Genomic DNA, 26076 nt, shown 5'->3' on the forward strand with positions numbered 1-26076 from the left:
CCCCATATCTTGATACGTAGTAAAATATAACCATATTTTGCTGCGCTTCAGGAGGAATGAGTATGAATGAAGTCGTTTTGAAGATATATGTCTTTTTATCGATCATAATAGCCGCTACAGATATTATACTGGGTATGAAATCCATAAAAAAGAATAAGACGACTGGAAGGTTTCTGGGACTTGCCTGCATAGGAGCAGCTATAGTCGATATCAGTTATCTTATCAGCATTATAAGTGATTCGTATATGGCCATGTCCGTCATGTCGAGTATATATTTCGTAAGCATTGATTATATGCTGGTATGTCTGCTCATATTTATTGTTTATTTTACAAAAGGACGTTTTTCAAAGTATGGAAGAGCAGCGATAGGCGTCTGCTTTTTTTACTGTTTGTATGAGCTTGTAATATTTGCCATAAACCCATTCAAAAATATAGCGATAGGGTATGTCAGAAGAGACACCGTGATAGCAAAATACAGCTATGATATGAAACCGCTGTATGATATGCATCTGGTTTTTTCATATGCGCTGGTGGGAGTGGTACTCATACTACTTGTAAAGAAACTTTGCAAGATCCCACATGAATATCGTTTGCAGTACAGCAGTGTCATTCTGGGACTTCTTGCGCTTGTCGGGATAAATGCAATATTTCTCTACGTTCCGGGAGCTGAGGTATACAAACTTCTGGATTATTCCATCTGTGGCTATAGTCTTACATCATATATTCTGTACTGGAGCTGCTTTAATTATTCAACCCATGGAATGCTCAACAAACTAAAGACAAACATATTCGAGAATATAGGTCAGGGAATAGTTTTGTTTGATTATGACAATCATTTGATCCTGCACAATGACAGGGCGGATGATTTCCTTGGAAAGGAACTCCTCTGCAAATGTGAGAATCTGCAGCAGTTTCTTGAGACGTATGATCTGTCCGTTGATCTTGCAGCTGATGACGACAGTTTTTCTCTGCAGTGCTATATAAAAGGTGATGATGGAGACAGACCTTTAAGGTGCGATATCAGAAGGCTTGACAACAAGGAAGGCCGCAGACTTGGTCAGATGTTTGTATTTTCTGATATATCTCTGGAGACGGATATGCTTACAGGATTTCAGAAATGGGATAGCTTTCAGAGACTTGCCATGGAAGAGGTGGACCATTTTACGTTTCCGGTTGGAGTGGCAATATGCGATATCAACGGATTGTCTGTGATCAACAGCACTCGTGGTAATCAGGCGGGTGACCAGAGGATAAATGCACTTGCGGGCATCATGAGAAAGAACTTTCCGGAGAGAACATATTATGTCAGGGGTATTGATGCGCACCTGATAGCACTTTGCAGTCACAGCAGTGAGGAAGAGATGGCTGCATGTGTCGAAAAGGTCAAAGAACAGTATGATGGAAGTATACAGTATGCAGTGGGGGTGGCTGCGGATGAGGGACAGAGCATCGTCGCTGCAATCACTGATGCGGCAACAGCCATGAAGACAAAAAAGCTTGTGGACAGTGAATCATCGCACTCAGATATGCTGACATCGCTTATAAGGGCTCTTGAGGAGTGCGACAGCGATACGGAACAGCATGTGCGTCGTACACAGGAGCTGGGGGCTGAGCTTGGCAGACGAATAGAGCTGTCAGATATCCAGCAGAGCAAGCTGGCGCTGCTCTGTCTGCTCCATGACATAGGGAAGGTAGGAGTTCCTATGGAGATACTCAACAAGCCGGGAAAACTCACGGATGAGGAATGGAAGATCATGCGTTCCCACGTTGAGAAGGGTTATGAGATTGCCATGAGCAACACAGAACTCAGACAGATCGCGGAGGAGATAAGGCATCATCATGAGAGATGGGATGGAAATGGATATCCGGATGGACTGAGCCGTGAAAGCATACCGGTTCTGTCACGTGTGATCGCGGTGGTCGATGCATTTGACGCAATGATCAATGACAGACCTTACAGAAAGGGTATGCCGATATCAAAAGCGATAGAAGAATTAAAGAGCTGCGCGGGCAGCCAGTTTGATCCATATATAGTTTCGGAGTTTATAAGGCTTGTATCAGAGAAGTATGCAGATTCGCTGGCAGATGACTCAAAGCAAGGGGCTGCTGATGGTGGTGTCGGTGCAGATGGTAATGGAGAGAATGTTGGTGATCGAACTGCCCCAGGAGATGGTCTGGCGGACGCTGATGGTGATGGCGCCAGCACAGACGACGAACAGACAGAGATCCGGATTATGGCGCGCAGACAGATGGTGGATTTTACTGAATATGGCAAGGATGCGTTTCGTGTACATACAGTCAAATATAGCAGATATCTGGTGGATGAAAACTGGAGGATCATATCTGTAGACGATAATTTTGAGGAGCTTACGGGTTACAGCAAGGAGGACATAGAGAATAATATCATAACCCAGATCGACCTTATACCGGACGAGGATAAAACAGAATATCTCTGTCAGGTAAATGCGAATCTGGCAAAGAGCACATTTGTATTTCAGGAACACAAGATACATAGGAAGGATGGCAGGGATATATATGTATTATGTACTGGAAGAATGTTTTATGATTCGGCACTTCAGAAAGACAGAGGAGAAATAGTAATAGTGGATGTATCAAGTACATATGCTTTGAAGATGCTGACAGATGCGGAGCAGAATAAGGCGGATGTGAGACTCAGAAACTGGGAGAATACCTATCGTACAGATCCCCTCACAGGACTTTTGAACCATGCGGCATTTAGAAGTGACATGGAGCAGAGACTTCTTGAGTGTACGCACACAGCGGTGATGATCATGATGGATGTAGACAGATTCAAGCAGTACAACGACACCTACGGACATCACAATGGCGACAAATATCTTGTCCTTGTGGCACAGACACTGCAGGCGGCACTCCGCGGTGATGACCATGCATGCCGTATGGGTGGTGATGAATTTGCAGCCATGCTGTTCTTCAACAAGAGTGTGTCTGATGACGTGATAAGGGAACGTGCTTAGCAGATATTTGACAAGGTGAACCTGACTGTGAAGGCCACAGAGGGAGGAACAGGAATCTCCATGGGTGCGGTGATCGCAAGAACTGAACTGACATTCAACGAGATGTATGAGGAGGCGGATAACGCCCTCTATGATGTTAAGGAGAGTGGAAGAGGCAGGATTGAGGTGAAGAGGCATGGGGAGTAGATCGTATATCTTCAACATACTTCATAAAGATCTTCACAAAAAACTCCACAAAGAACCTTTGCTTCCTATGAGTCTGATCTTGTTTGCCGTAATTTTGGCATATTCTTTTCGACTTATTGGAAGAGGAAGTTTCTATCCTACTCTGTTTTCTTATCTGCGTAGTTTCATTTATATCGGGCTTTATGCCGCCTGGGGAATTTCAATCCGCCAACGTATCGTGCAGAAACAGGTCGGACAATATCTGGTAGGCGTTTCGGTGCTTTTGATTTTGTGGTTTACCTTTCGCTCAGCCAAATACTTTATATTCTGGCAGCCGGTTGCAATAAGATACCAGTGGTATCTATTCTATCTGCCAATGCTGTTTGTACCCATGCTTGCACTGCTGATCGCAATGTCTCTGGGCAAGCCCGATGAATATAAACTGCCAAAATCTGTCTGGCTATTGTCTGTCGTTTCGGGAGTTTTGCTTATTCTAGTGCTTACGAATGATTTACATCAATTAGTTTTCACATTCCCTAAAGATGCGGATGTCTGGTCTGATACAGATCATGGCTACGGTGTGTGCTATTTTGCCGTGATCGTATGGCAGGTGTTTTGTGCCGTAGCAGCGCTTATTTTTATGCTCTTTAAATGCAGGTTAAAGAACGGTAAGCATCGTTATTTGCCCGTAATTCCATTTGCGATATCGCTGGCTTATCTTGCATTGAACTATGTTGGTACGCCATGGCTGAAACATTTATTCGGTGACGTTACGGCGTTTCAAAGTCTTATGTATATGCTCGGTTTCGAGGCTTGCATTGCCTGCGGATATATTCATTCAAACAGCCGTTACGCAGATCTTTTTGCCTCATCTGTCGGCACATCGGCAGAAATTACTGACAGAGACTTCAACATTCGCTATGCAGCGTTGAATATTGAACCTATATCAAAAGAAACAATGAGAAAAGCCGAGAAAGCTCCTGTCACAGTAGACGGTGGGCTGACCGTACATACTATGCCCATCGGCGGCGGTTATGCGGTATGGACAGAGGATGTGTCGGCGCTGCTTGCCATTAAGGAAGAATCAGAATGTCTTGCGGAAGAACTTGCCGAAAGAAATGAGATCCTTCGCTATGAATACAGGCGGGAGTCGAAACGCCGCAAGGTGGAGGAGCAAAACCGACTGTTCGATCTATTGCAGTCGGCAACACAAAAACAGATCAACCGCATTGCGGCATTGACACAGGAATACCGCCGAATCTCAAAATCTGATACAGACAGAGTTAAAATGCTACTTGCCGAGATTGCCGTTTTATGTAGTTATATCAAACGCCGTAAGCATCTGACACTGCTTGCCGACCGAGATTGTAAGGTTGCAGTCAGCGAGCTTGAGAGAGCTTTTTCCGAATCGTTACAGACATTAAAGCTTTTAAATGTACGCAATACTCTGTATGTGGACAGTGAACTTTCCATGATTTCGGACAAAAATGCTGCTGCGATATTAGATTTTTATGAGGAAGTAATAGAAGCAGATCTTGAAAATTTAACAAGTGTGCAGATAAGCCTCGCAAATATAAACGGATTGCGGCTGTCGCTGAATGTCTGTTGCGAAGCCGACCTGTCGATCTTTTTAAATAAAGGTAACGTTCTTTATGAAATGGACGATGACGCAGGCTACCAGCATCTTGTATTTATTATTGAGGGAGGTGCCGCCGTATGAGTGCCTTTTCTTCACTTCCGGTCTTTTTGCAGACCTTAATACCACTTCTGCTGTTTGTGGAAGCTGTGCTTGAATTGGGACTTTTTATATATCAACTTTCGCATCGTTCAAAATTGCATGATAATTTACCGAGTCTTGTGATTTTTGCGTTTTTGCTTACGCTTTTGTTCTCGGTAACACAGGGGGATCCGTTCAATGGCAAGGATGCGTTTTTATTAGATGCCCCCTGGCTGATTTTCATTACAGTAATTTTCGTTGTTGTTGTTCATTTTGCCTTTGCTATGACGAGAGAGTATCGCCGCCGAAAGAACATGCTATCTCCATTTTCCGTTAAAGATGCCACAGACAAGCTGCCTATGGGTTTGTGCTTTGCTGATCCGAACGGGCGTATTGTCCTTTGCAATGACCGTATGCGTCATCTGTCGTTTGCACTGAGCGGGCATGAGTTTCAGATTACCGATGATCTTGAAAAAGCGTTGGAGCACCCCGATAAAAGTATTATTGCTAACGGAGATTGTTACATACTGCCCGATAAGACAGTTTGGCAATTCCGCAAGCAGAATATAGCCGTTGACAATGATGAAAACTGGCTTCAAATGACAGCGCATAATGTCACTGAACTTTATAATGGCAACGTTCGTCAAACTGCTATTAACGATGAGCTGAAAGAGGTTAATCGAAAGCTACAAGAAATGTATGAACGAATGGCCGATGATATAAAAGAAAAAGAAATTCTTGACCTGAAAATACATATACATGACACAATCGGAAGAAGCTTGCTGACAATTCGTGATATAATGGAAAGCGATGAAAACACTGACAAAAAGCTTGAGGCTTTACAGGAAGCAACCGCAGTGCTTACAAGTGATCGAGTGACAGCCAGCGGAACGATGGAAGAGGTTGTTCAGACAGCGGAAATCCTCGGTGTAACGGTGATGATGGATGGATGCCTTCCGGCCGATTCACTTGCCGAAGAGCTTACCGTTGTCGCTGCAAAAGAATGTGTAACAAATTGTATCAGGCATGCCGGAGGCAATGAGGTATATATCAGCGTAAATGGGCGAAAGGATGTGTTTGATATTACGATAACGAACAATGGCGCTGCACCGTCGGGCCCTATTAAGGAGGGCAGCGGACTCTCGTCGATTCGCCACAGCATAGAATCTGCCGGTGGAGAAATGCACACTGTATATAAACCACGATTTGAATTGCTGCTTATCATTCCAAAGGATGCGTCAAGTTTTATATGAAAACCTGACATGCAGCACCAGCTCTTGCCAAATACGATTATTAATGAGCTGATGTTCAATAAAAGGAGAACGATATATGATAAATACAATACTGGTTGAAGATGATTTATATATTCAAAAGCATTTTGCCGAGCGGCTGAAATCAAACGAAATTTTTCGCCTTGTCGGCGTATATCGTGACGCTTTTGAGGCAGAGAGAAACTGCAATAGCTCAATACAACTTATTCTTATGGATGTACAAACACAGCACAAGCACTCCGGTCTTGCCGCCGCAAAACGTATAAAAAAGGCTTTTCCGAATATCAAAATAGTGATTGTAACCTCACTTGTCGACCCGCAGGTATTGGAACGAGCAAAGACAGGTGCAGCAGACAGCCTGTGGTATAAAGACCACGGCACAGAGGAGCTGATAAGTGTGATAAGGCGTACCCTTGCAGGCGAAAAAGTATTTCCTGACACCTCTCCTGCAATTGAAATGGAAGGCACAATGTCCGATACATTCTCGCCCCGACAGCTTGATATTCTCCGCTTATACATAAAGGGCTTTACATATCAGGAGATTGCCGATAAACTGGGCATCTCCAAAAACGGTGTGCGCTGGAACTTAGACGATATGGTTGAAAAAGGTAGATTTGAGAATCGAGAAGCGTTGGTTGTGACAGCTATTGAGAACAAGCTCATGGTGACCACTTTAAAAGACGAATAGAGTAAATGAACCCCTTGACTGACACGGTCAAGGGGTTTTTATGTCCCAAAGTCAAAAAAGTTTGAAAATAGTTTTTTCTGTCACTGGCACTTGTGCCAGTGACAGACCTCAAAAAATCCGTACAATAGAATGTGTAAGACTATAGTTGTAGTAGAAAGGGGGGAGCAATGAATGTTGAAATATAACAAATACATTATGACCCTGTTGATGGTTTTAATTATGCCAGCCTTGGTTTCTGGATGTGTGGCAAAACCGTCAGAGGATTCCAATCTGACCGAAGATAAAACAACCGCCACAACCACAGAGGCGACCACAGAAGCAACCACAGAGGCGGCTACAGAAGCAACCATTGAGGCAACTACAGAAGCGACCATAGAAGCAACCACAGAAGCATCGGTACAAAAAGACACAGATTTATCAAGACTTCAAAACACAATTCTTGACAATAAAGAATCGGTTGGAATTGCCTATATCGGTTATGTCGGTTACGAGGCTGATGAGGAAGGAATCCTAAATTTCGTAAAAGACAGTCAGTATGCGGATAAATATGATTTTCTCTGCGGCGCGCCCCTTGTCAATGTGGGTGGTGCGGAGCTTTATGCGGTAGTTATTGCCGATACAAAATACAGTGTGTCTGTTTATCGGGCGGAAATAACTGATAATGGTGAATATTCTGTAAATACCGACAATACACTCTATAATTACAACGGAAATGGAATTGATTATTTTTTACTGCGCTGCAATGAAAGTGAAATACATTCAAATGTATCGCTGAGCTTTAAAAAAGGAAACGACTCTTTTTCGGTATTCCCGATGCTGTCAGGAATGGATGGGCAGCTTGTTGACGGAAATTACTATGATTTTTCAATATATTCCGATTATGGCGGCAGCGGTGAGTCCGAGGATAAGAATGTAGCAATAGCAAGGGAAATCCTTTTGGAGTCTCAGGAGGTGCAATACTACATAAGCATGGGCATGAGTGTACAGTATACGGGCCAGATTGATGAAATTGAGGGACGGTCGTAATCTACCGTGTGAGTTAAAGCACGGAATAATAAAATAAAAAAGGGAAAAAGAAAAAAAGGAGGGAAAAATATGGTAGATATTAAAGCAATGGCAGCTGCAACAGCCCCGAGAGAGTTTGAACTCTCTTATACAACCACAATTGAAGATGTATACGAAAAGCTTAGCACACATGCTTCGGCTTTTAAAATGCCTTTCAAAATCAAAGGGGGCATCCCTGGAAAGCGCATTTCCTTTGAGAAAGAACCGAACCTCGACGTTACGGTCTGGGTCTTTGTTAAGGATGGCAACAAAATTAAAGTCATGGCAAATATCCAGGAGAACACAACAACCGTCAATGGTATGCGAGTTGACAAAAACAGCGTAATTCAAAAAGGTGTAAGCGGAGTAGCTAATCTTCCTATTCAAAGAGGTGAGTATCTTGATGAGGTGACCGAAAATGTTAAAAAGATACTCAACGGCGAGCAGGTTGAAGATTATGTAGCACCCGTTGGTGTAAACGGCAGTGGACAGACGGAAAAGGATTGGCTTGTAGCCCTTCTTCTCTGCCTTTTCCTCGGCGGAGTTGGTGGCCACCGTTTTTATGTGGGCAAAGTAGGATCAGGCATTCTCTATCTTTTTACCGCCGGCGTTTTTGGAATCGGTGTACTTGTTGATCTGATAAAGATCATTACCGGCAAATTCACTGACAAAGACGGAAATCCTATTCAAAAAAAATAGACAGTACTTCTTGACAGCCTTTAGATAAATATGGCTTAAAATTGGGAACTGTGCCTGAACTCATTCGGGCACAGTCCTGATTGCGAAAGGAGAACTTGTTATGAGTAAAAGAAAAGAGCACATCAAAATGACCATATTTATTATGGTCGCCGGCATAGCATCGATGGTTTTGGGTGTATTCGGAATTGTCACAAGCAGAATTGAAAAGAAAGAATATGCAGCCTCAACTGATATACGGAAAGTTTCAGCTGTTATTGTTGACTTTTCAACCTACGATAGTAAGGATGACAATGGCGATGTAGATTATACAACATATAAATTCAGAATTTCATATGAAATTGACGGAAAGACCTATAAAGGAAAGTGCGAAGAACGCGTTTGGCCAAGAGATATCGCAAAAGGATACACATACGATAAATTGAGAAAAGGCGATACAATAAAAGTAGAGGTCTATAAAACTACAAAAGGAAATTACAAGCTTTCCCCGGAGGGGAATCCCGTTGATTTCCTTCTCTATTGCGCGGCAATCCCTTTTGGCTTGTTCCTTGTTGTTATAATGATATGTGACATTGTAAAAGACAAACGGAAAAAGCAGAGCGAAAATGAAGTGGTCAGCAAGGAATAAATCAGAGGTGATTTTATGGATTTATCAGTATCGCTGTGCATTGCAGCTTCTTTTGCTATATTATGTACATTCTATATCGGTAAAAGTATACTTGTAATGGATTTTTCGGAATATCTTCCCAAGAATTTGAAAAAAGCTAAGCTGGAAAGATTGCTGGCAAAAAGGGAAACTCCTCTACAGGATTCGAAAATCCGAAAGGATATAAGAAAAGCATTTGAAAGAGTACTGATTCCGCTTGGAAAAGCGGATCAAAAGCTTCTTACGGCAAGAATGGACCTGGCTTTCCGAAAAAAAATCGTCAGTCAGATCGACGTACTTAATAAGAATAAGCTATGCCGCAAAATTTACGTCACGGATGTTGTTCCCATTCCTAAAAATAACTTTGAAACATGGAACGATGATGGCAGAGAATGGCGGGAATCGGTTTTGAAGTGCAGCACCCTGGAGCGTTTCGAGTCAATGCAAGGCAACAGGGTTCAGCATGAGATATACCGTAAAAATTCATATCTCCGAATACTTCAGTCGAGACACGTTCGCCGCACAGACAAAAAAGAGAATAAGAAAAGCTATTATCACGATATGTTGAGAATAACCTGCCCATCATGCGGTGCAAGAGTCAAGCTGAACAGTCAGCAGGTTACCTGTGAATATTGCGGCGCCGTTATAAAAAACGAGTTTTACGATTGGCAGACCGAATCGTTTGAGATTTATGAAACGATCAGTACAAATATGAAAAGATTTTTACAGCTTCTTTTGTCCGGTTTCATACTTTTCTTAAGTGTCTTTCTATGCTTATACTTGATCGAGGATACGGAGATTTCCCTTGCAGCCGGCGTCGGTGCAGCGATTCTTGCTTTTGGAACGATTGTTACACCTATTATTTGTGGAAAAGTTAAACAAGACAATTTAGCGAAAAAGATCGTGGGATATTCAGAGAACTACCTCAGATCCTGCTTAAACGAATACTTTAGCAAAAACGAAAATGACAATGATCTGCTTGATTTCAGTATTGGCACGATCAAGCTTTTAAAAGTCTCTAACACAGATGAAATAACAACGGTTAAGTCTGAAGTTTATGGAACGAAAACCTTTCTTCCTGAAAATAAGAAACCGTTTACAAAAAAATTTAAAAAGAAACTGACCATGCAAAGGGCTAGATATCCAGAAAAAAGAAAGTCTGACGGTGAATTTTTTGTTGAAAAGGAATGTCCGAGCTGCGGAGCAACATTCTTGCCAGATGAAAACGGATGCTGTTCTTATTGTGGTTATAGCCTTCACGGAGATAGCGAAAAGTGGAAAATAAAAATCTGAAACCTGTTAAAATTCTGCATTGCCGATTAAGGTAGGGAAGGGAAACATTTACATATTATTAATTTTAAAAGGAGGGAAACTTATGAACAAAAAGAAAAAACTTTTGACTGTCGTAACACTTGTCATACTGATGCTCGGGGCATCAGTATTTACTGTTTCGGCAGCGGACAATCATTCGGTTGACGAAAACACAACCTATGTAACTAACTTTGCTGAGCTTGAAAAAGCTCTTGAAGCCACCTCGAACGAGACAAACCCACCCGATAAGCTTGTTGTTCTCAAAAACAACATAGATTACGAAGAGCAAGTTCCGGGCGATTGGAGCTATCAGGATGAGCAGGAGTGGTATTCCGAAATCACAGTTAGCTATCCTGGAAAAATCACCCTTGACTTGAACGGAAAAACCCTGAAAGTTACAACAGATATTCGTTCAGACGAGGAGACAAGGGATCTGTTTGTGGTTTTTTCAGGTTCCAAGGCAAACACCGACTTCACAATTACCACAACCCAGTCCGGCGGACAGATAATCTTTAACTCAACAGCCAACGGAACTTCGATGATCGCTGTGAATAACCCAAACGCAGATGTGAATATTCTTGGAAAAGCAGGGAAGTTTATCAACTATAATCTCACTCTTACAGCACAATCCGGAAGTGACACTTATATAAACGATAAGAACAGGCACCACGTTATTTCCTTCTATGATATAAACAATCTCTATATCACCGGTACTCTTATTCAGAATAATGCACGCGTCCCGTCTTGTATATATTCATACGGACCGGAGCCGCAGGGCAATGTTACAATAACAGGAAACTCAGAAATAGAAGTAATTTCAAATCAGCTTCTTAATGAACAGCCGTTCAGCACAATATATTTCCAAAACACCCCATCCAGCAGAAAAGTAAGGCTTGGCGGCTGTTATATTGGACAAAAGGGAAATGTAAATTCAATCTATTACGGTGGCCAGCCTCCTCATTTCTATGACATAGTTCTATCACAATCTCTGGAAAAGCCGAACTATGTTATTATGCACAACGGTACCAGGGCATACAATACCTGGCCTGACTTTGTTAAGTTGGATGCGGATATAAAAATTATCTCCTCCTGTCACGATTCTGAGCCTGAATTAGAGGAAAGGACATCACTTCTTGGTCACTACAAGTACTGTAAAAAGTGTGATGCTCTTGAAAGCTTCCAGGAGCATCAGTTTGGCAGAACTCTCGCTGCTAAAGAGGCAACATGCATCAGAAAGGGAAGAACGGTCGGCTATGAGTGCTTCGGCTGCAAATATTATGAGGGTTACACCGAACTGCCAGCACTTGGACACGATTTGAGCGACACCTATACGGTTGACTGGCCGGCAACCTGCGACAAAGATGGAAGGGAATCCAGACACTGCAAACACACTGGCTGTGAGTATGCAATTCAGAAAGTCATTCCGAAGCAGCACCAGAGCCTTGTATGTAATGGCACATACTGCCAAAGCTGCAAGCAATATGTTAACCCGACCAAAATAGGTTACGGTGACAATTCCTGTAAAAACATAACCGCTTACTTCTTTACTCCGACGGAAACGAAGGTTTATCTTATCACCATAACTTCGTCAAATCTCGGCAGCGGAAATATTCAGGGAACAGAAGTAAACCTTGTTGAGAATAACCGGCTTAGTGAATTCGTCTCTAGTAACAATAAAGGCAAAGTTACCGAAGTCAGACTTGAAAAAGACAAAACCTACGATGTTACACCGTATATCACTAATTCAGAAAGTCAAGACTGCATAGTTAACATCTCCTGTAAGGAACATAATGCGGTTATAGATAACGAAATTAAAGCAACCTGCACAAAGACGGGTCTCACCAAAGGTAAGCACTGCTCGGTTTGCAACACCGTTATAGTCGCTCAGACCAAAGTCAAGGCTCTCGGACATAAGTACTCCAAGTCTGTTGTCAAGGCTACTCTTACCTCAAATGGCAAGATTACCAAGAAGTGCACTGTTTGCAGTACGATAGAACCAACAATTTCGATAGCGAGAATTAAGTCAGTTTCGCTGAAAAAGTCGGCGTATACATATAACGGAAAGGTTCAGAAGCCTTCGGTCATCGTTAAGGATGCAAACAAAAAAACGCTTAAGAATGGAACAGATTACACCGTTGCTTACAGCAAAAACAAAAATATCGGCAAGGCAACAGTAACCGTTACCTTCAAGGGCAATTACAGCGGCAGCAAAAAGCTGAATTTCAACATTCTTCCCGCCGCGACGAGCAAGATCAGCGTTAAGCAGACCACAAACTCAATCACGGCTTCATGGAAAAAGGTTGCCGGTGTAAGCGGATACAGAGTATACCTTTACAAGGGCAAAAAGCTTGTCAATAGAGCTGATACAACGAAGCTCTCACACACATTTAAAAAGCTTTCAAAGGGTACGGAGTACAAGATTGTTGTCAAAGCCTATAAGAAGATTGATGGCAAAAAGGTTCTTTCTCTCGTTTCAAAGGAGCTTCTGACCGCAACAAAGCTTTCTGCGCCGACTTCGGTCAAGGTCAAAGCAGGAAATAAAATGGCAACCGTCAGTTGGACAAAGGTTAAGAGTGCAAACAGCTATACGGTATATTACAGCACAAAGAAAAACAGCGGCTTCAAAAAGCTCACTGTTATCAAAAACAGCGCAAACATCAAAAAGCTTTCAAGCGGCAAGACCTACTACTTCAAGGTTGTTGCCAACAAGAAGGCTGGAAAGGCTGTTGTGGCTTCTGATTACAGCAAGCTTATAAGCGCAAAAATCAAGTAATGGTGTTATCTGAACCGGTCAACAGATAACCGCAAAACCCCGAAGCAGAAATACTCTGCAGCGGGGTTTTTTTGTGGCAAAAAAACGGTGTTTCTGTTATGCTAGATATATTAAGAGATTGATATGTAGTGATGTTATTTTGACATTAAGAAAGGTTCAAGGTACTGCTTATGATAAAAAGGAAATTAGCAACATTTATGTTGACATTAATACTGGTGATGACAGCCGCACTGACGATCCAGGTGATAAGCTATGCGCAGGAAGAATCTGCTGGTTCATCAACAAATCCCCAAGAGGGAGTTACAGAATATAAGTACAGTGTTGAAAGTGATCCTCAAAAAGGTGTCGCATTAAAGGTTGAATGGAACGAACCCAAATTAGGAGAGGATACAACATTCCACGTTTCGGCGGATGGTGGCAGTGGCCGGTATTTGTTTAGAATGGATGCACCGAGTTATTCCAATCCGGGTGAGTATAGTTTTGAATCCGTGGCGGATCCAAGCCGCGGAGCGTGGATTCAATATACAGATGAGTGCGAATCTCACGACTTTGAATTCACAATGACCGCTTCGGGAATCTATAACTTCAGGTTTTATGTAATGGACAAGACGTCAGGTGTCTATTATATGCGTGTGAGCACAAATATACAGGTATCGGACAGGGCTTATCCGAGCGTGGGTGACATCGTGAATGCTGCGGTAAAAAAGTGCAGCAAGGAGACGGATGGTTCGGACTATGAAAAGGCATTGTGGCTGCATGACTGGCTGTTGCAGCAGCTTGATTACGATCATTCCCTGAAATGGTCTTCGGCAGAGAGCGCACTGACACGAAAGCTGGGCACATGTCAAGCCTATGAGAGTGCCTATTCAAAACTGCTTACTGCAGCCGGCATAACAAATGCTGAGACAAGGGATACCTATGATGGACATACCTGGAATGCCATGAAGCTGGATGGCAAATGGTATCAGGTGGACTGTACATGGGATGATACAAAAGACAATTATTATAACTTTGATCAAACGCATTTGTATTTTGGACTGACGGATGAACTCATGGCGTTGGCACACAACGGTCATGATCAGATTTATACGGCAAGCGGTTATGGCACACGTTCTACAAGCCTGGCAGACAACTACTTTGTCAGAAACGGAGATGCCGCAAAGTGGGCGCGAGCCTACGCTGAGAGGATTCAGAAAAATCTCAATGCAGGTAAAACCAGATTCGAAGTTAGCACTGACAATGCGTCATATCCGCCGAGCATTTCGGGTATTCAAAATGGGATTATCGCATATGCCTTAAATCAGATGACGTGGAAGGCGGGAAGTAAAAAGGTTGCATTGCGTGTGGCAGGAACATCCACCAAGCTTTCTTTTACTGCAAAATATACGGACACAGTAAAGCGCGTGAGAATAGTATTTGCTCCAAATGGAGGGCGTGTGAGTTCTGGAAGTAAGACAGTCATTTGTGGAAAAACTTACGGAGCACTGCCGACACCGACCAGAAGGGGATATACATTTGCAGGCTGGTACACAGCAAAGAGTGGCGGCAGCAGGATCGGCAGCAGCTCGGTTGTGAGGACCACCAGGAATCAGACATTATACGCAAGGTGGAAGCTGGTAAAGTATAAGATCCAGTACAGGCTTGGCAAGGGGACAAACAGCCGGTCCAATCCAGCCGGTTATACCGTCAGATCTAGGACTATAGTCTTGAAGAATCCGGTCAGAAAGGGTTATACATTCAAGGGGTGGTACAGCGATCCAAAATTCAAGAAAAAGGTTACGAAGATTGCAGCCGGCAGCACCGGTAGCAGGAAACTCTATGCCAGGTGGGTGAGAAAATAAATTCGTATAAATCGATGCAATATCCCCCTTTGTTGTCGAATTGTGAAAAATATGCGATAATGAGTGCTGGAGAAAATATTTGGCGCCAAGGAGGCATAAAGGGGATTATGGCAAAAATTGCGTTTTGTGATGATGATGTTTCTGTGCTTGCTGAGATGCAAAGGCTTATGGAACAGTATTGTGCGGAGAGAGACTGCAAAATAGAATACAATATTTTTAATCATCCTTTTGACCTGGTGGCGGAAATAGAGAAGGGAAACAGATATGATATCCTGTTTATGGATGTCTTGATGCCGGGAGAGAATGGAATTGAAGCGGCAACGGAGATACGAAAATACGATAAAAACGTCAAGATCATATTTGTCACTTCGTCCTCTGAGTTTGCGGTGCAGTCTTACGTTATAGGCGCATACTATTATCAATTAAAGCCCATCTGGGCAGAGAGCTTTTTCCGTTTGCTTGATTCTGTGCTTGCAGCCTGTAAAAAGGAGGCGGAGACCAGCCTCATTCTGCGATGTAAGAGTGGAATCACCCGTATAGATATAAAAGCCCTGGAATATTGCGAAGTCATTCATCGCACCCTTATATTTCACCTGAATACAGGAAAAGTACTGGAAAGCGCCGGCAGCATGGATGAGCTTGTAAAGCAGCTTTCCACGTATCCTTTTTTTCACAGACCTCACCGTTCTTATCTGGTAAATCTGGAATATGTGCAAAACATAACATTTAGGGGGATTACCATGTCTAGTCTTGCAGAAATACCGGTTCCACGGGGAAAATACAATGAAGTAAAGGATGCATTCCTTGAATATGCGTTCCAGAACAGGCAGGTAATGATATGAGCCTATATATTTCGCTTCTTAACAATATGGCTGTGAGCTTTTTTGGGGGAATATTATCAGCGTCTTTTTGTAATGCGCTGTCCACTAGGAAAAGAAAACTCATTTTCATAGGATGCATGGTTTTACTCCCTCTGATACAGAGCATATTATATTTCAGCAAGGGCGCTGATTTTGTAAGACATATTTATCCGTTGGCGGTGCATCTTCCATTGGTCATTGTTCTCTGGATGTTGACAGGGAAATTGCTGTGGTCTGTTTTTTCTGTACAGGCGGCATACTTGTGCTGCGAACTTAGAAGATGGGTTGCACTTGCCACAGTTGCTGCATTTTCGGGAAGGCAGATGATGCAGGATATTACAGAACTTGTGGTTACAATCCCTGCATTGCTGCTTCTGCTTCATTTTGTGTCACCTGCAGTCAGAGGATTGTCAGATAAAAGTCTCAGGGAGCAATGGCAGTTTGGAATCATACCGGCGCTATATTATGTATTTGACTATTTTACAATAGTGTATACGAACCTTCTTTTGAGTGGCAGTTACGTTGTAGCGGAATTTATGCCTTTTGTATGCTGTGTTGCATATCTGGCCTTTCTCTTATATAACTCCAAAAAGGAACAGATGCAGAATGAGATGAAGCTGATCCGGAATAATCTGGATCTGCAGTTAAGTCAGGCGGTGAGGGAAATCAGCAGTCTGCGCGAGTCGCAGACATTGACCAGACAGTATCGCCATGATATGCGTCATCACCTGCAGTATGTGTCTACATGTATAGAAAATGGTGAAGTTGAACAGGCGCAGGCTTATATATCGGGAATATGTAAGGAGATTGAGGCGCAGAAGGTCCAAATATACTGTGAAAATGAGGCAGTGAATCTGATCCTATCTTCATTTGCGGGTAGAGCCAGGAAGAAAGAAATTGAAATAAAGATACAATGTGCAATTCCCGCAGATTTTACTGTGTCGGAAAGTGATCTGTGTGTGCTCTTGTCTAATGCCTTGGAAAATGCCTTGCATGCATGTGTGCCTTTGGCTGCAGAGGGAAGATCATGCGAGATTGATGTGAATTTTTATGAAAGAAATAAACACCTTTTTTTACAGGTGGTAAATGACTGTAAAGCTCCCATAAAGTTTCAAAATGGAATACCTGTGTCTGATATGGAAGGACATGGTATAGGCGTTCAGAGCATATGTGCGATCGTGCAGCGTTACGGTGGGGTTTTCAGCTTTGCGGAAAAGGATGGCAAGTTTACGCTCAGACTGTCATTGTAAAAGAGTGTCGATTCGATACATTTTTGGTACGATTCGTGCATTTAGACCTCACTGATTGCAAATACATAATAAAATATACTCAGATTATGTGATTGCAATAAAGAGGAGGATATTATTATGAAAAAGACAATGAAAAAACTGATGGTTCTCATAATGACCATGATGATGGGAATGTCTCTGGTGGCATGCGGCGGTGCAGATAAGCAGCCTGCGATTGATGCGTTCAATAAGACAAGTACATCTTTTAATGAGGTTGCAAACATTATCAACGAAAATCCACAGGCTTATGATCAGGATTTGGTTGATACAATGGTCGACATGGCCGGTGTGCTCAATGAGCATAAACAGATCTTAGAGAGCGATGATGATGTTGAGGAAGAAAAGCTTCAGGAAATGATCGACTGGTATGGTACGGTTGATGAGTGGGTTGCTCAGGTTAAGGAAGAAATTTCAAAATAGTTTATTATTAGATCACGTGGTGAAGACTGCATACCAGAGGGGCGGGCGCATTGGAGTGCCTGCCCTTTTTTAATAGCAAAAATTAAAATTCTCTTGCTATATTGCAAAAAGACGTTTAAAATGCATGTGTATTTTTATGTTTTATATCTCAGTCTGGACTCTATCTTCGACAGAGATATACACTCCGTGAGGATTGCTGAGCCGCTGATATGATATATGTCAGCAGAGCTGACTGGCAGCTTGCGGCAAGATTCGCCAGCGAATCTTAAGAATAAAGACATTCAAATAAGAATATGGCAAAGGAAATAGTGGAATTATGAAAAAGGTAGTAAAATTTGGCGGAAGTTCATTGGCAAGTGCAGAGCAGTTTAAAAAGGTTGGAGCAATCATCACATCAGATGAGAGCCGTGTATACGTTGTTCCTTCTGCACCTGGAAAGAGATTTTCAGATGATACAAAGGTAACAGATATGCTCCTTCATGTGTATGAAACTGCGAAGGCAGGGAATGATTTCACAGAGGAAGTGAAGGCGATTAAGGCCAGATATGATGAGATCATCACAGGCCTTGAGATTAAGGATTTTTCACTTGATAAGGATTTTGAGGAGATTACAAAGCAGTTGGAGGATCTTACCAATCCGGACCCAATGTGCACACTGGACTATGTGGCATCAAGAGGAGAGTTCCTCAATGGTAAGATTATGGCTGCATATCTTGGCTTTGAGTTTATAGATGCTGCAGAGGTTATCTTTTTCAATGCAGAGGGCAATCTCAATAGCTATAAGACGGAGAAGGTACTTGGTGAGAGACTTGCCAAGACACAGCATGCGGTTGTTCCAGGATTCTATGGACTTGGCAAGGATGGCAAGGTAAAGACATTTTCCAGAGGCGGTTCAGATGTAACGGGCTCGATAGTCGCACAGGCAAGCAGAGCCGATGTATATGAGAACTGGACAGATGTCTCAGGCTTCCTTGTAGCTGACCCACGTATTGTTCCAGATCCAAAGCCGATCAAATATATTACTTACAGAGAGCTTCGTGAGCTTTCATACATGGGTGCATCAGTTCTCCATGAGGATGCGATATTCCCTGTACGCCACTGTGGTATCCCGATCAATATCCGCAACACAAATGCGCCTGAGGACGCAGGAACCTGGATAGTTGAGAGTACTTGCCAGAAGCAGGATTATGTTGTAACAGGTATTGCAGGTAAGAAGGATTTCTGTACAATCTTTATTACAAAGGCTATGATGAATTCAGAGATAGGATTTGGAAGGAAGGTGCTTCAGGCATTTGAGGAGAATGATATCTCATTTGAGCATATGCCATCAGGTATTGACACGATGACTATCGTAGTTCATGCTGATGAATTCGTACACAAGGAGCAGAGAGTTATATCTGCCATCCACAGACTTGCAGAGCCGGATTCAGTTGAGATTGAGTCAGGACTTGCACTTATAGCTGTAGTAGGCCGTGGAATGAAGTCAGCAAGTGGTACAGCAGGCAAGTTGTTCAGCGCACTTGCAAAGGAAGGCATCAACATAAAGATGATAGACCAGGGTTCATCAGAGCTGAATATCATAATCGGAGTAGAGAACAGTGATTTTGAGACAGCCATAAAGGCAATATATAACACATTTATAACTAACAAGTAATGACAGACAAGTAATAACAGATTGCTAAGCATCGTAGGGGTGGGCACGTATTGATAATGCATACCTTTGCAGAATGGGGCAACACAGGGCAGAATATGGCGGAAAACCTCCAAACTGATGATTACTCAGTTTGGAGGTTATTTTTATGGCAATAAGAAAAGACAGCCCACAAAAAGCAGCAATGAGAGAAATGACGGTAGAACTGTTCACAAGTTTTAGGGTATAATTTGAATGCAAATTGAGCAAAAAATCTGGGAAAACGTAATCATCAATGTGTAAAATGTGATAGTCATGAGGAAAAAACGAGAATTACCGAAAGGGTGTGGGAGGCATTGTGCGGGAAGAGGACCAAACAACCAGTAGCCTTGGCTGTATTATTTGTTCTAATGTTTATTGGTGGATGTTTTTTTGTGAAAGCCAATCAAGCAAAGGAATTTGAGAAAAACGATTATGGGGTGTTTTTAAATGCGGACGCCTCATCTTTGGAACGATTTAAAATGTATGAAACGATTGTAATTGATGCACAGTATTTTACAAAAAGGGATATTGAATTGCTCCATCAAAATGGAACAGTCGTATATACATATCTAAATATTGGGTCGATTGAAAACTTCAGGGAGTACTATACAACCTATGCGGAACTGGCAATCGGTGAGTATGAGCACTGGGAGGAAGAAGAATGGGTAGATGTAGCAAACCCAGACTGGCAGAAGTTTATAGGACAGCTTTCTCAGGAACTATATGAAAAAGGTGTTGACGGATTCTTTATAGATAATTGTGATGTATATTATTACGATCCGCACGAGAGTATTTTTGAAGGCATTACAGCGATTCTACAAAACATAATGACGTTTGGAAAAGCGGTCGTCATCAACGGTGGAGATACTTATGTGGCGGAATATAGGGAACGCTATGGGGCGATTGATCAGATTATGACAGGTGTAAATCAGGAATCAGTATGGAGCAGTATTGATTTTGATAGCGGAACTTTTCATGAACAAACGAGCGAGACGAGAGATTATTTCTGCAAATATTTGGAAACGTGCAAGGCGGATGGGGTGGAAGTGTATCTGTTGGAATATACAACTAATCAAAAACTGATTCGAAAAATAAAAGAATACTGCAAGGAACAAGATTTCCATTTTTATATTTCCAATTCCCTTGAACTTAGATAATGAGTGTTGAGAAATACGAAAAAGATGAGCAAATTAAATTTCGTCACTTCGTTCCGTCAAGGTGGCTACACCCCCTTGCGCCGCTAAAGCGGCTATCCCCTGTGGACTTGCCGTCCGCAAACAGCATAAAATGCTGTTCGCCGCCAGCAAGTTTGAAAAAGAAACATAAAGCTTTGGAGGTGCTTATTTGAATGAAAAAGTTGATAGCATTGCGAGCCGTCCGTCACATGGCGAAATCTGGCATGAATCCTAAGACATTGCAGTACCTCATGGGGCATTCGGATATTGCCGTGACACTTAATGTTTACACCCATGTTGGACTTGAGGATGCGGAGAAAGAACTTCAGAAGATGCAGGGGTTGGAAAATGCAAGAAAAGAGATGGGGATTTCGGACAAGGATGATAAGCCTTTGAAACAGAATATGTTCAAGGTGATTTGATAATAGAATATTGGTGGAAACTGGTGGCACTCAGGCATATAGCTTGGGTGCCTTTTTGACTGGTAAAAATATGCCTTGGCCGATATAATGTAAATTGAAAACAAAAAACATTTTGTTAAGGAGAGATTTGATGGGAACATGGGGAGTAGGCATTTATCAAAATGACATAAGTGCAGATGTGAAAGAAGATTATATTGCAAAACTTAAGTCGGGGAAAAGTGATGAAGTTGCTCTGAAGGAAATATTATCAGAATATCAGGAGGACATGGAGGATATCGACTGCAAATATGATTTTTATTTTGGTCTGGCAGATACGTTGTGGAAAAAGGGAAGATTGACAGAAAAAATTAAAACAATAGCACTTCAGTTGATAGAAGAAGATAGAGTATCGCAACGTTGGCAAACAGAAAGAATTAGGTATGAGAGAAGTAAGGTATTGGACAAGTTGAAAGTGCAGTTACAAGAGACGATGCCGGAATATAAAAAAATTCCTGTTCATAAACCATATGTCTTGGGATGGGAAGAGGGAGATGTATATTTTTTTCAAATTAAAGAGAAAATAGAGAGTTATGAAAAATATCTTGGTTGGTATGCTTTGTTTTATGTGAACAAAATATATTTGAGGGATTGGAATGTAAATGGAGTGGCTGATGAAGTAGCAGATGTATACTTTTTCTTAACTAAAGATAAACCCGAAAGTATAGATGCTCTTCGTACATCGAAAAGAGTATGCTTTCATATAGGAAAAACAGGTAATAGATACCAAATGCATATTTATGAGAGCTCGAGGAGAAATCGTCCAAAGGATTTAACTTTGCTTGGGAAGTGTGACGGAATTCATTATCCTTTAAATAATAGTAGTAAGGGAGGCCATTTTTGTTGGAGTAGAGTAGATATAAGGGAGATATTATATGGTTACGAAAATCAGTTGAAATTAGACAACGAGGATTAACATTAAAATTATAAATAATGCACATCTCTATCCGTAGTCTGACCCCCTTAACTGACTACGATTTGACTACTACACAAGGCATCCGTTTGCTCCGTTTTGCATTATTTTGCAAAAAGTGTAGTTTTAGAAAATAAAAATACGATGCCCGGAAAAGTCGATAAATCAACGCAAAACACGGCAATACAGGGCATTTCAGAACAGGAGAAATTTATGATTAGGGTTTTATTCATCTGCCATGGCAATATATGCCGTTCCCCCATCTCCGAGTTCGTCCTCAATGACATGGTAGAAAAGCTCGGTATAGCAGATAAATTTGATATAGCCTCTGCGGCCACCAGCACTGAGGAGATCTGGGGCGGAAAAGGCAATCCGATATATCCGCCGGCGCAGGAAGTGCTGAGGGCGCATGGCATAGGTAAGACGGCTTATACAGACTTTAGTGGCAAGCGGGCAAGACAGGTCACACAGCAGGATTATGAATATTATGATTACCTGCTCTGCGCAGATACAGCAAATGTGATGAACACAATGCGCATAACCGGTCCGGACTACCAGGACAAGATACATTTGCTGCTCGATTATGCGGGAAGATATGGACAATCTATAGCGGATCCGTGGTATACGGGACGATTTGATGAGACATACAGGGATGTGTGTCAGGGATGTGAGGGCTTTCTTGATTATCTTAGGCAAGGCAATAGGTTGTAGATAATATTATCAAAATGGGAACAATGGGATATTATTGAGTGCACCAGCTGAACGCAGGTGCATTTGATATTGTCAGATTGTTCCTTTTTATTCTGACAAGGTATTGCCGGTATGTGTTTACACTCTCGAAGGCATGGTTTTATATTGATTTTATATTGCTTGTTTTATATAGCAACGCCACGGAAAACGTGATATGATTTACGCGTAAATGCATGAGAGAAAATATATAAACCACCAACGGAGGGCACACAAATGGAATTATACAAAGGCAGACCGGATACAAATGAAGGACGACTTGAGAGGGAGATCAGAGTTTATGATTTCCTTGATGATCACGGCATAGAGTATTGGCGCACAGATCATGCACCAGCAGACACAATGGAAGTATGCTACGAGATAGATGCGGTGCTTGGGGCAACCATTTGTAAGAATCTGTTTTTGTGCAACAGGCAGAAGACGCAGTTCTATCTGCTCATGATGCCGGGCGACAAGCCGTTCAAGACAAAGGAGATCACATCGCAGATAGGCAGCGCGAGACTTTCATTTGCATCGCCGGAGGATATGGAGAAGTATCTGGATATCAGGCCGGGGGCGGTCAGCGTCATGGGTCTCATGAATGACCATGAGAATCATGTGCAGTTGCTTGTTGACGAGGATGTTATGAAGGGCGAGTATCTTGGATGCCATCCGTGTGTGAACACATCAAGTATGAAGGTCAGGACGGAGGATATATTTGGAAAGTTTCTTGGGGCGGTTCACCACGATATGATCAAGGTGACGCTCACTGGAGAATAGGAGCGATAAAAATGATGGCAGAGCGAAGAAACGGGGGCAAACCTCGCAGAGAAGAAAAAAATAAAACGAGTGGCAGCGTAAACGAAAGAAAAAGACAGACACATAGCAGAAAGTACGATGCAACAGGTGGAGAGAAACAAATAAAAACAGGAAGCAAAGGTAAAAATGTACAGGGAAAACCGCGGCAGGCACACTCATCACAATATAAGCCCAACCCAAACAGCAAATGCCCTATATCCCACCTGTGCGGTGGCTGTCAGTATGTGGATATGCCATATGAGCAGCAGCTTGCTGAGAAACAGAAGTATATAGATGGCCTGCTCGGAGCATTTGGCCCGGTGGACAAGATAATAGGCATGGAGAATCCGTATCACTACAGGAATAAGGTCACTGCGGCATTCAGGAGAAAGAAGAGCGGAGAAATAATTTCCGGGGTGTACGAGGAGGGGACACACAACATCCTTCCGGTCGAGAACTGTTATGTGGAGGATGACAAGGCTGCAGCCATCATCAGGACATTTGCCGGACTCATAAAGTCGTTCAAGCTCCAGATATACAACGAGGATACAGGAACCGGACTTATCAGGCATTTGCAGATAAGAGTTGGAAGAAAGAGCGGGCAGATCATGGTGATCATAGTCACCGCATCGCCGGTATTCCCGTCCAAGAAGAATCTCGCAAAGGCACTTGTGACGGCTCATCCGGAGATTACAACGGTTGTTCAGAATATCAACATGAAGGACACCAGCATGGTCATCGGCGACAGAAATCAGGTCATTTACGGCAAGGGTTATATAGAGGATATTCTGTGCGGAAAGCGTTTCCGTATATCGCCAGGCAGCTTCTATCAGGTCAATCCGGAGCAGACCGAGGTTCTATATGACAAAGCCATCAAGTACGCGGATCTCAAGAAGAAGGAGACCGTGATCGATGCCTACTGCGGTATAGGAACCATAGGCATAGCTGCAAGCGACCGGGCAAAGAAGGTCATCGGCGTGGAGCTGAATGAGGCAGCAGTGCATGATGCCCGTGTAAATGTGAGGATGAACAAGATACAGAATGTTGACATTTACAGCAACGACGCCGGAAGGTTTATGATGGATGTGGCTGAGGAAGGCGACAGCATAGATGTGGTATTTATGGATCCGCCGAGGTCAGGAAGTACCGAGGAATTCATGTCATCGGTCATCACTCTTGGACCTAAGAGAGTAGTGTATATATCCTGCGGCCCGGAGAGCCTTGCCCGCGACTTGAAATATATGACAAAGCACGGCTATCAGGTCATCAGGATGACACCGGTGGACATGTTCCCGCTCACCCGCGGGGTAGAGACCGTGGTGCTCCTCACAAGGGCGGGTGCGGTACATCGTGGATAAAATTAACAAAAAGCCGGTTCTCTATGAGTGAGAACCGGCTCCGTTTATATAAAATGGAAGGTTTTATCGTAAATTAAATCACGTTACATATATTTGACAAGCTCATCGATGATAGGAGCGTAGTGTTCGCCTTCAAGACCATAGTCTTTTTCTTTGTAGTTCCATGCGGCGCGGCCTATTCCGTACTTTTCAAATACAGAATGGATATCTTTGTACCAGTTCAGAGTTCCGTCAAGTGGTGCCTGATCTATAACACCATATTCGCCGCAGTACATAAATCCGTCTCTTTCTTCAACAGCCTTGATGCCGTCGAGAAACATTTTTTCGAACAAATCAGGTCCGATGGAATTAAGTCCAAGGCTACTCTCGGTGATGGCCCCATGCATACACCCTTCGATCTGGCGGGATTTCTCCATGTAGTCATTGAAATCCCCCGGATATTCGATATGAAAATCTGAAGGCATACCTGTTACCCAGTAAGCAGACTGGTGGGTAAATACCATTGGCTCGTAACAGTGGAAATTGTAAACTATGTTCTCATCGTTGTGATGAGGGAGAAGCTTTATAGATGTAACAGCATTGTAGCCAACCCCACCGAGCAGGATCTTGGCAGTAGGTGCTTTCGCACGGATGATCTCGATGCATTTGCTTGATATTTCGTTCCACTCGTTTACAACGGTCGGACTTACGACCTCGTTCAGCGGCTCGAACATCATTATGTCTGCATCCTTTGCATATCTGTCTATGAGCTTTCTCCATATTCCATAGAATCTTTCCTGAAGAGGTTTCTCATGGAAGAATTCAAGAAGATGAGCCTCGTCGTCAAATATATATCCATATGTCTTGTGCAGATCAAGAACCATATTGAGGTTGTATTTTCTGCACCACTCTATACAAGAGTCGATGTAAGCATAGCCGCCTTCCTTGTCAGTTCCATCCTCGTTTTCAAAATTGTCGTAATCAATAGGAAGACGAACGTGGTCAAGTCCCCATGATGCTATTCTTGCAATATCTTTTTCTGTGATAAATGTGTCGAGATGCTCCTTGTCAAGTGGTCCCTGTGAAAGCCATCCACCTAAATTTACGCCTTTTTTGAATCCGTCTAAAGTTCTCATAATCTTTAACCTCCTGTGAAATAGTAAAATATATATTGCACTCATTGCCTGTTTCGTTTTCTGTGAGTTTATAGTAGCATTTGCGTTGATAAGAGAATATAATAAATGTGTCAATTATATAACAAATGTGTGATAGAGATATAT

General features: G+C 42.6%; 22 protein-coding genes. 21 read left to right on the forward strand and 1 reads right to left on the reverse strand.

The window, feature by feature from the left end:
• Positions 1-62: 62 nt before the first annotated feature.
• The 21 genes from AB5150_RS06375 (at position 63) to rlmD (ending at position 24817) form a co-directional block, all read left to right on the forward strand.
• On the forward strand, positions 63-2996 hold the full coding sequence (locus AB5150_RS06375) for an HD domain-containing phosphohydrolase (protein ID WP_368291510.1): 2934 nt from the start codon (positions 63-65) through the stop codon (positions 2994-2996).
• Between the two features lie 27 nt (positions 2997-3023).
• Positions 3024-3182 carry a hypothetical protein gene (locus tag AB5150_RS06380; protein WP_368291511.1) on the forward strand — a complete coding sequence of 53 codons (159 nt, stop codon included), beginning with the start codon at positions 3024-3026 and terminating at the stop codon, positions 3180-3182.
• Positions 3172-4881: a histidine kinase N-terminal 7TM domain-containing protein gene (locus AB5150_RS06385; RefSeq protein ID WP_368291512.1), complete on the forward strand. Its 1710-nt coding sequence runs from the start codon at positions 3172-3174 to the stop codon at positions 4879-4881. The genes AB5150_RS06380 and AB5150_RS06385 overlap by 11 nt, the downstream gene beginning before the upstream one ends.
• Complete coding sequence (locus tag AB5150_RS06390) at positions 4878-6131, forward strand: ATP-binding protein (RefSeq protein WP_015533619.1); 1254 nt, start codon at positions 4878-4880, stop codon at positions 6129-6131. The genes AB5150_RS06385 and AB5150_RS06390 overlap by 4 nt, the downstream gene beginning before the upstream one ends.
• 76 nt (positions 6132-6207) lie before the next feature.
• Positions 6208-6837, forward strand: coding sequence for a response regulator transcription factor (locus tag AB5150_RS06395; protein ID WP_015533620.1), 630 nt, complete (start codon positions 6208-6210; stop codon positions 6835-6837).
• 171 nt (positions 6838-7008) lie between these two features.
• Positions 7009-7863 carry a hypothetical protein gene (locus AB5150_RS06400; RefSeq protein WP_368291513.1) on the forward strand — a complete coding sequence of 285 codons (855 nt, stop codon included), beginning with the start codon at positions 7009-7011 and terminating at the stop codon, positions 7861-7863.
• Positions 7864-7932: 69 nt separating this feature from the next.
• Complete coding sequence (locus AB5150_RS06405) at positions 7933-8580, forward strand: TM2 domain-containing protein (protein WP_055273209.1); 648 nt, start codon at positions 7933-7935, stop codon at positions 8578-8580.
• 100 nt (positions 8581-8680) lie between these two features.
• Entirely contained in the window at positions 8681-9205 is a 525-nt protein-coding gene (locus AB5150_RS06410; protein WP_015533623.1) for a DUF3592 domain-containing protein, read from the forward strand.
• A gap of 15 nt (positions 9206-9220) precedes the next feature.
• Positions 9221-10516, forward strand: coding sequence for a zinc ribbon domain-containing protein (locus AB5150_RS06415; protein WP_055273207.1), 1296 nt, complete (start codon positions 9221-9223; stop codon positions 10514-10516).
• A gap of 82 nt (positions 10517-10598) precedes the next feature.
• Positions 10599-13307, forward strand: coding sequence for a hypothetical protein (locus tag AB5150_RS06420; protein ID WP_368291515.1), 2709 nt, complete (start codon positions 10599-10601; stop codon positions 13305-13307).
• A 197-nt stretch (positions 13308-13504) separates the two neighbouring features.
• The gene (locus AB5150_RS06425) at positions 13505-15148 is read left to right on the forward strand and encodes an InlB B-repeat-containing protein (protein WP_242859148.1); all 1644 of its coding nucleotides are present in this window, start codon (positions 13505-13507) and stop codon (positions 15146-15148) included.
• Positions 15133-15990, forward strand: a complete 858-nt coding sequence (locus tag AB5150_RS06430; RefSeq protein WP_242849703.1) for a LytTR family DNA-binding domain-containing protein — start codon at positions 15133-15135, stop codon at positions 15988-15990. Before AB5150_RS06425 ends, AB5150_RS06430 begins: the two co-directional genes overlap by 16 nt.
• A gap of 278 nt (positions 15991-16268) precedes the next feature.
• A complete protein-coding gene (locus AB5150_RS06435) occupies positions 16269-17258 on the forward strand; it encodes a sensor histidine kinase (protein WP_368291516.1) in 990 nt (329 codons plus the stop codon).
• A 117-nt stretch (positions 17259-17375) separates the two neighbouring features.
• Positions 17376-17717 (forward strand): hypothetical protein, encoded by a 342-nt coding sequence (locus AB5150_RS06440; RefSeq protein WP_022216291.1) that lies wholly within the window; start codon positions 17376-17378, stop codon positions 17715-17717.
• Between the two features lie 316 nt (positions 17718-18033).
• On the forward strand, positions 18034-19371 hold the full coding sequence (locus AB5150_RS06445) for an aspartate kinase (protein ID WP_055273201.1): 1338 nt from the start codon (positions 18034-18036) through the stop codon (positions 19369-19371).
• A 410-nt stretch (positions 19372-19781) separates the two neighbouring features.
• On the forward strand, positions 19782-20546 hold the full coding sequence (locus tag AB5150_RS06450; protein ID WP_368291517.1) for an endo alpha-1,4 polygalactosaminidase: 765 nt from the start codon (positions 19782-19784) through the stop codon (positions 20544-20546).
• A gap of 191 nt (positions 20547-20737) precedes the next feature.
• The gene (locus AB5150_RS06455; RefSeq protein WP_004850440.1) at positions 20738-20986 is read left to right on the forward strand and encodes a tyrosine-type recombinase/integrase; all 249 of its coding nucleotides are present in this window, start codon (positions 20738-20740) and stop codon (positions 20984-20986) included.
• A gap of 130 nt (positions 20987-21116) precedes the next feature.
• Positions 21117-21938 (forward strand): hypothetical protein, encoded by an 822-nt coding sequence (locus AB5150_RS06460; RefSeq protein ID WP_368291518.1) that lies wholly within the window; start codon positions 21117-21119, stop codon positions 21936-21938.
• A 210-nt stretch (positions 21939-22148) separates the two neighbouring features.
• Positions 22149-22646: a low molecular weight protein-tyrosine-phosphatase gene (locus AB5150_RS06465; protein ID WP_368291519.1), complete on the forward strand. Its 498-nt coding sequence runs from the start codon at positions 22149-22151 to the stop codon at positions 22644-22646.
• A gap of 252 nt (positions 22647-22898) precedes the next feature.
• The gene (locus tag AB5150_RS06470; RefSeq protein ID WP_368291520.1) at positions 22899-23441 is read left to right on the forward strand and encodes a prolyl-tRNA synthetase associated domain-containing protein; all 543 of its coding nucleotides are present in this window, start codon (positions 22899-22901) and stop codon (positions 23439-23441) included.
• Positions 23442-23452: 11 nt separating this feature from the next.
• Positions 23453-24817: a 23S rRNA (uracil(1939)-C(5))-methyltransferase RlmD gene (rlmD, locus tag AB5150_RS06475; protein ID WP_368291521.1), complete on the forward strand. Its 1365-nt coding sequence runs from the start codon at positions 23453-23455 to the stop codon at positions 24815-24817.
• A gap of 83 nt (positions 24818-24900) precedes the next feature.
• On the opposite strand, the gene AB5150_RS06480 is transcribed toward rlmD, so the two are convergent.
• Positions 24901-25932: a cellulase family glycosylhydrolase gene (locus AB5150_RS06480; RefSeq protein ID WP_349818798.1), complete on the reverse strand. Its 1032-nt coding sequence runs from the start codon at positions 25930-25932 to the stop codon at positions 24901-24903.
• Positions 25933-26076: the final 144 nt, after the last annotated feature.

This window comes from Coprococcus sp. RTP21281st1_F1_RTP21281_210402, from assembly GCF_040915325.1.
Classification (GTDB): Bacteria; Bacillota; Clostridia; order Lachnospirales; family Lachnospiraceae; genus Coprococcus; species Coprococcus aceti.